General features: G+C 40.4%; 7 protein-coding genes. All 7 read left to right on the top strand.

The window, feature by feature from the left end; all coding sequences use genetic code 11:
• On the top strand, positions 1 to 699 hold a 699-nt coding region (locus Q1V93_RS17850), incomplete at its 5' end, for a MotA/TolQ/ExbB proton channel family protein (RefSeq protein WP_300666535.1).
• A gap of 30 nt (positions 700 to 729) precedes the next feature.
• On the top strand, positions 730 to 1,416 hold the full coding sequence (locus Q1V93_RS17855; RefSeq protein WP_300666536.1) for a biopolymer transporter ExbD: 687 nt from the start codon (positions 730 to 732) through the stop codon (positions 1,414 to 1,416).
• A gap of 17 nt (positions 1,417 to 1,433) precedes the next feature.
• Entirely contained in the window at positions 1,434 to 2,078 is a 645-nt protein-coding gene (locus Q1V93_RS17860) for a biopolymer transporter ExbD (protein WP_300666538.1), read from the top strand.
• Between the two features lies 1 nt (position 2,079).
• Positions 2,080 to 2,943 carry an energy transducer TonB gene (locus tag Q1V93_RS17865; RefSeq protein WP_300666540.1) on the top strand — a complete coding sequence of 288 codons (864 nt, stop codon included), beginning with the start codon at positions 2,080 to 2,082 and terminating at the stop codon, positions 2,941 to 2,943.
• Positions 2,944 to 3,003: 60 nt separating this feature from the next.
• Positions 3,004 to 3,213, top strand: coding sequence for a hypothetical protein (locus tag Q1V93_RS17870; RefSeq protein ID WP_300666542.1), 210 nt, complete (start codon positions 3,004 to 3,006; stop codon positions 3,211 to 3,213).
• Positions 3,210 to 4,115 (top strand): substrate-binding domain-containing protein, encoded by a 906-nt coding sequence (locus Q1V93_RS17875; RefSeq protein WP_300666543.1) that lies wholly within the window; start codon positions 3,210 to 3,212, stop codon positions 4,113 to 4,115. The genes Q1V93_RS17870 and Q1V93_RS17875 overlap by 4 nt, the downstream gene beginning before the upstream one ends.
• A gap of 257 nt (positions 4,116 to 4,372) precedes the next feature.
• Positions 4,373 to 5,293 (top strand): tetratricopeptide repeat protein (locus Q1V93_RS17880; protein ID WP_367183834.1); only part of this gene is annotated, 921 nt, incomplete at its 3' end.

The following is a 5,293-nucleotide window of genomic DNA, read 5'->3' on the forward strand; positions in this document are numbered from 1 at the left end:
GGAGATCCATCAAACTTCGTTAACGGGGATGTGAATGAACACCCAATCGATGGAAACACCCTTGGAACGATTTACAAAGGTGGTATTATCGTACCTTTCTTGATGGCGGTTAACTTAATCGTTATCATTTTCTCTGTTGAGCGTTTCATCAGCATCTCTAAAACTAAAGGTCGCGGAAACATCAACAAATTCGTTGAAAACATCAAGGATTTGATGGAATCAAACGATATCCAGGGTGCTTTGGAAGAGTGTGATAAGCAAAAAGGATCTTTGGCGAATGTTATTCGTGCAGGATTAGAGAAATATGAGTCTGTAAGTAAAGATGCTTCTTTGGATAAAGAGCAAAAATCAGAAATCATCAAAGCTGAAATCGAAGAAGCAATTTCATTGGAGCTTCCGATGATGTCTAAAAACCTGGTTATTATCTCTACGTGTGTATCTATTGGTACATTGATCGGTTTGATCGGAACGGTATTGGGGATGATCAAATCATTCCAGGCGATGGGTGCTGGTACTCCGGATACAACGAAACTATCTATCGGTATCTCTGAGGCCTTGATCAACACGTTCTTTGGTATCTTCGCTTCTACTGTTGCAACTGTAATGTACAACTTCTTCAACACGAAGATTGACCAAATGACACATGCAATGGATGAGGCTGGATTTGCTATCGTTCAAAACTTCAATGCTAATAACTAATATCCGTTAAACGGTATAATATACTAAGGAATGGCAGAAATTAAAACACCCAAAGGATCCCCATCCATCGACATGACGCCGATGGTTGACCTGGCGTTCCTGTTGGTTACTTTCTTCATGCTTGCAGCAACATTCCGTACTGATGAACCAGTTGAAGTTTCTATTCCATCGTCTATCGGAGACAAAGAAATTCCGGAAAAGACTTTGGTATTGGTAACTGTTGATAAAGGAGGTCGTATTTTCTTTTCCTGTACAGGTGAAGAGGTTCGTAAAAAAGTACTTGCCCAAATGGCAGCTAAGTACAAGGTTCCGTTGAGTGAAGACAATATCAAAGAATTCGCACGAATTACAAGTATTGGATGCTCCATGAACCAACTTCCGCAATACCTTTCGTTGGATGGTGAAGGAAGAAAGAATTTCCCTACTGAAACAGGAATTCCTTCAGACAGTACACACAATGAATTGAAAGACTGGGTCAATTTCGCAAACCGCGAAATGCTGGATTACGGAAAGAAAATGTTTGAAGAAGAAAGTGCGAAACAAGGTAAGAATGCAGCTCCATTAAAAGCGGATGATTACAAACCGAAGTTTGTATTGAAAGCAGCAATGGATGCGGAATATGTGCGTGTGAAAAGCGCAATTGAAACATTCCGCGACCTGAATTTGAATAACTTGAACTTTGTGACTTCGCAAGAGGCAGCACCAGTACGACATTAATAAAATAGCAAGAAAAAATGGCAGAATTAGCACAAGATGACGGCGGAGGCAAAAAAGGAGGCAAAAAGCGTCCTAAGAGAAGTCCTGCGCGCATCGATATGACTCCCATGGTGGATTTAGGTTTCTTGTTGTTGACATTCTTCGTATTGACTTCAACATTTGCGAAACCAAAAGTAATGAGCTTGGTTTATCCGGCGAAAGATCCCGAAAAGCCAGAACAACCAAAAGAAGATCAATTGGTAAACAACGCGATTACCTTTATTGTTTCTGATGATCGTTTGTTCTTTTACAAAGGTGAGTTTTACCCGGAAGGAAATACCAAAGGAAAACCGGCAACAGAATTGACTGAAACAGACTTTGGTCCTACCGGAATTCGCAAGCTTCTTGCAGATGAAAACAAATTTGTTTTGAACAAGAAGTTGGAATTAGACGGAAAACTGCAACGCAAGCAAATCAATGATTCGGTTTATAAAAAAGATTTGAATGAAGCGAAGAAAGATAACAAAGCGTTGAAAGTACTGGTAAAAACAGATATGAAGGCGAAGACACGAAACTTCATTGACGTGATTGATGAGTTGTACATCGCATCCATCGGGGTCATTGCTCCGGTTGATATCATGAACAGCGAACAGGCATTGTTAGACAAAACATTAAAGAAGTAATATGTTAATAGCAATCGTAATTCTATTAGTAGCAGGTATTTCGTTATACGAGTACTTAAGCTCTAAAAGCTGGCAGCAAGTAACATCTACAGAGCGTAATGACATCGTATTTGAAGACCGTAACCATGAATATGGTGCGTATCAGATCCGTAGAAATTACAGCAGAAACTTGTTACTTGTAATGGCTGGTGTGATTCTGTTCATTGGGACCACTTTCGGGATTTATAAGTTCATTATGACCCTTCCGGAAGAAAAACCCAAAGAATCTCCCTTGGACTTGACAGCTTTTGCTGTGGATGCTCCTTTGGACAAAGAGGATATTATTGAACCTCTTGAACCGGAAATTCCGCCGATGGAGAAAACCATCCAGTTCTTACCTCCTGTAGTAACGGATGATGAAGTAACAAATCCTCCACCTCTTCAATCTGAATTGGAAGACACGAAAGCTTCCACGACAACGAACGAGAACGAAGGTGACCCGTTTGCAAAAGTAGACCCGACTCCTCCGAAACCGAAAGAGGAAAAAGTAGAGAAAAAAGAAGAGATTATTTACGACATCGTAGATGAGGCTGCTGATTTCCCTGGTGGTCGTGCTGCATTGTTGAAGTATTTGAGTGAAAACATCAAGTACCCGCAAACAGCCGTTGAAATGGGATTACAAGGTAAATGTTACCTTCAATTCGTAGTCAGTGAAAACGGTTTCATTTCTAACGTAAAAGTGAAGAAAGGTGTAACCGACTGTCCTGAGTGTGATCAGGAAGCTATCCGGGTTGTAAAAGGAATGCCGAAATGGGCTCCTGGAAAAGTGAATGGTAAAGCAGTAAACTCTACTTTCTCACTTCCGGTATCCTTCAAATTGAATTAATATAGTTATTCAAAATTTATCCCCCTCCGGCTCTGCCGAGGGGGATTTTTTTCATCCGATATGTACAAAAACGTCACTTATTTTATTTCCGGTTTCATGATCATCATGTGTTTGATCTTTGCCGGCTACCTGCTTTTCACCGATTTGATTTTACAGACGCTATTCGGTCCCAAAAGACAAATCATGATCGCCATGTTGTTGCTTTACGCATTCTATCGCGGTTATCGTTTGTATATTGGTATTCGAAACGACAGAAAAGAAAAAAGATGAGACAGCTCAAACCATTTTTAGTGATTATCGGAACCAGCATGTTACTTTCAGCATGCGACCAATCCAAACCAAAAGATACTCCCCGAAAAGGACAAAAAACATTCTACGCGGACGAATCTTACCAACCTTTGATGGAAACAGCGAGCTATACGTTTATGGGGACTTTCCCGGATGCTCAGCTCGACTTTGTTTATACCAGCGAAACAGATGCTATGAATGCCATGGCTCATGGAAAAACACGAACAATCTTCGTTTCAAGGGATTTCACGGATAAAGAGAAAAAAAGTCTACGGACTTCCAATATCCAGGTTGAAAGCGAAATTTTTGCCCATGATGCCGTTGTTTTCATCGTCAATTTGGGGAATAATGACACACTTTTGACGCAAGCGCAGCTAAAAGCTATGCTTACGGGGAAAAATGCTGTTTGGCCCGCTTCCAAAAAACCGGTTGAAGTGGTTTTTGACCGTGTTCAATCCGCTAATTTCAATTACATGCTGAATTGGTTGAAAGGTGTCCCTTACGGGGAAGGTGTTCACGCAACCAAATCGACCAAAGAGTTGATCAAATATGTTCAGGAGCATCCTTTAACCCTTGGAGTAATTGGCTACAACTTCATCAGCGATTTCGATGATTCAGTTGTAAAAAACCGTTTGAAACAATTCCGCACTGTTGCAATTCAGGATCAGGAAGGAAGTTACTGGAGAGCAGATAAAGCTTCTATCACCGAGAAAAAATACCCGTTCTACCGACCGGTCTGGTATATCAATTCAGGAGCTCCCGACGGATTAAACACCGGATTTATTCATTTTCTTTCCGGAAGACAAGGTCAATTACTTCTGGAAAAATGTGAATTAGGTCCTGGAAAAGGAACCCCAAGAGAAATCAACTTTATAACAGAGTAGAAAGAGTTCAATAAGTTCAAAAGTTCAAATCCAAATTGAACTCTTTGAACGTTTGAACCCCCTTGAGCCGTTACTTTTACGATTGATTTTCAGAAAAATATCATTCAATTTCAATACGCTTCACTTCAATCAATGAAGCACACATCCAAGTCGATTTGTATGAAATAATCGTTAAGAAATACTTCGATTTGATCAGTTTATACTAATTTGGCAAAGGAATTGTATAATGCATCCATACGTTGAAAAGACAAAATAACATGAACAAGTTAAAACTATTCGTTTTTGCACTAGGTTTAGGAACAGCTGTACAGGCTCAAACATTGCAAGACGCAAACAAGAAAACGGAAAATGAGCGTTATGATTTAGCGCGCAAGGAGTATGAAAAGTTGGTTCAGGCTGATCCAAGCAGCGTAGAGAACGCTTTCTTTTTCGGAAATTTTTACGCTATTGTTGATGAGAAGGACCAGGCAATCCAAATGTGGAAAAAAGCGGGTTCTATTAACCCGGAAGACAAACTCGGAATGGTTGCTGCATCCAAAGCAATTTATTTTTCCGGTGATACTGCAACAGCAAGCTCACAATTTTGTGAATTGATCAAAAAAACAAAACGCAAAAACCCGGTAGTACTTCACCGTATTGCTGAAACATATGCAACAGGTCCGTTGAAAAACCTGAAATTGGCTGAGATCTATTTGCGTGATGCGATTAAACTGGATCCTAAAAATCTGGATGCTTACGTATTATTAGGGGACGTTTTGCTCGCTCAAAGTGCTTCGAATGCTTCCGCAGCTACAGAACAATACAACAATGCACTGGCAATTGATCCGAACTCTGCAAAAGTAATCGTACGTAAAGCTCAGATTTACCAACGCGTTCAAAACTATAAGCTGGCAAACGAAGAGTACAAAAAAGCTCAGGCTGCTGATCCGAACTACGCACCTGCGTACCGCGAAAATGCAGAGTTGAACATTTTATTCGATCAGTATGCTGCTGCAATCGAATGTTGGGAAAAGTATCTGAAACTGAACGATACGGACGAAGCTCGTTACCGTTATGCAAGTTCATTGTTCGGAGCAAAACAATACTGTAACGTATTGCCACAGATCGAGCGCATTGAAAAAGACGGATTTACGAATTTGTATACGAAACGTATGTTGTTCTACTCTTTGTATGAGTGC

This window comes from Fluviicola sp. (assembly GCF_030151805.1).
Lineage (GTDB): Bacteria > Bacteroidota > Bacteroidia > Flavobacteriales_D > Crocinitomicaceae > Fluviicola.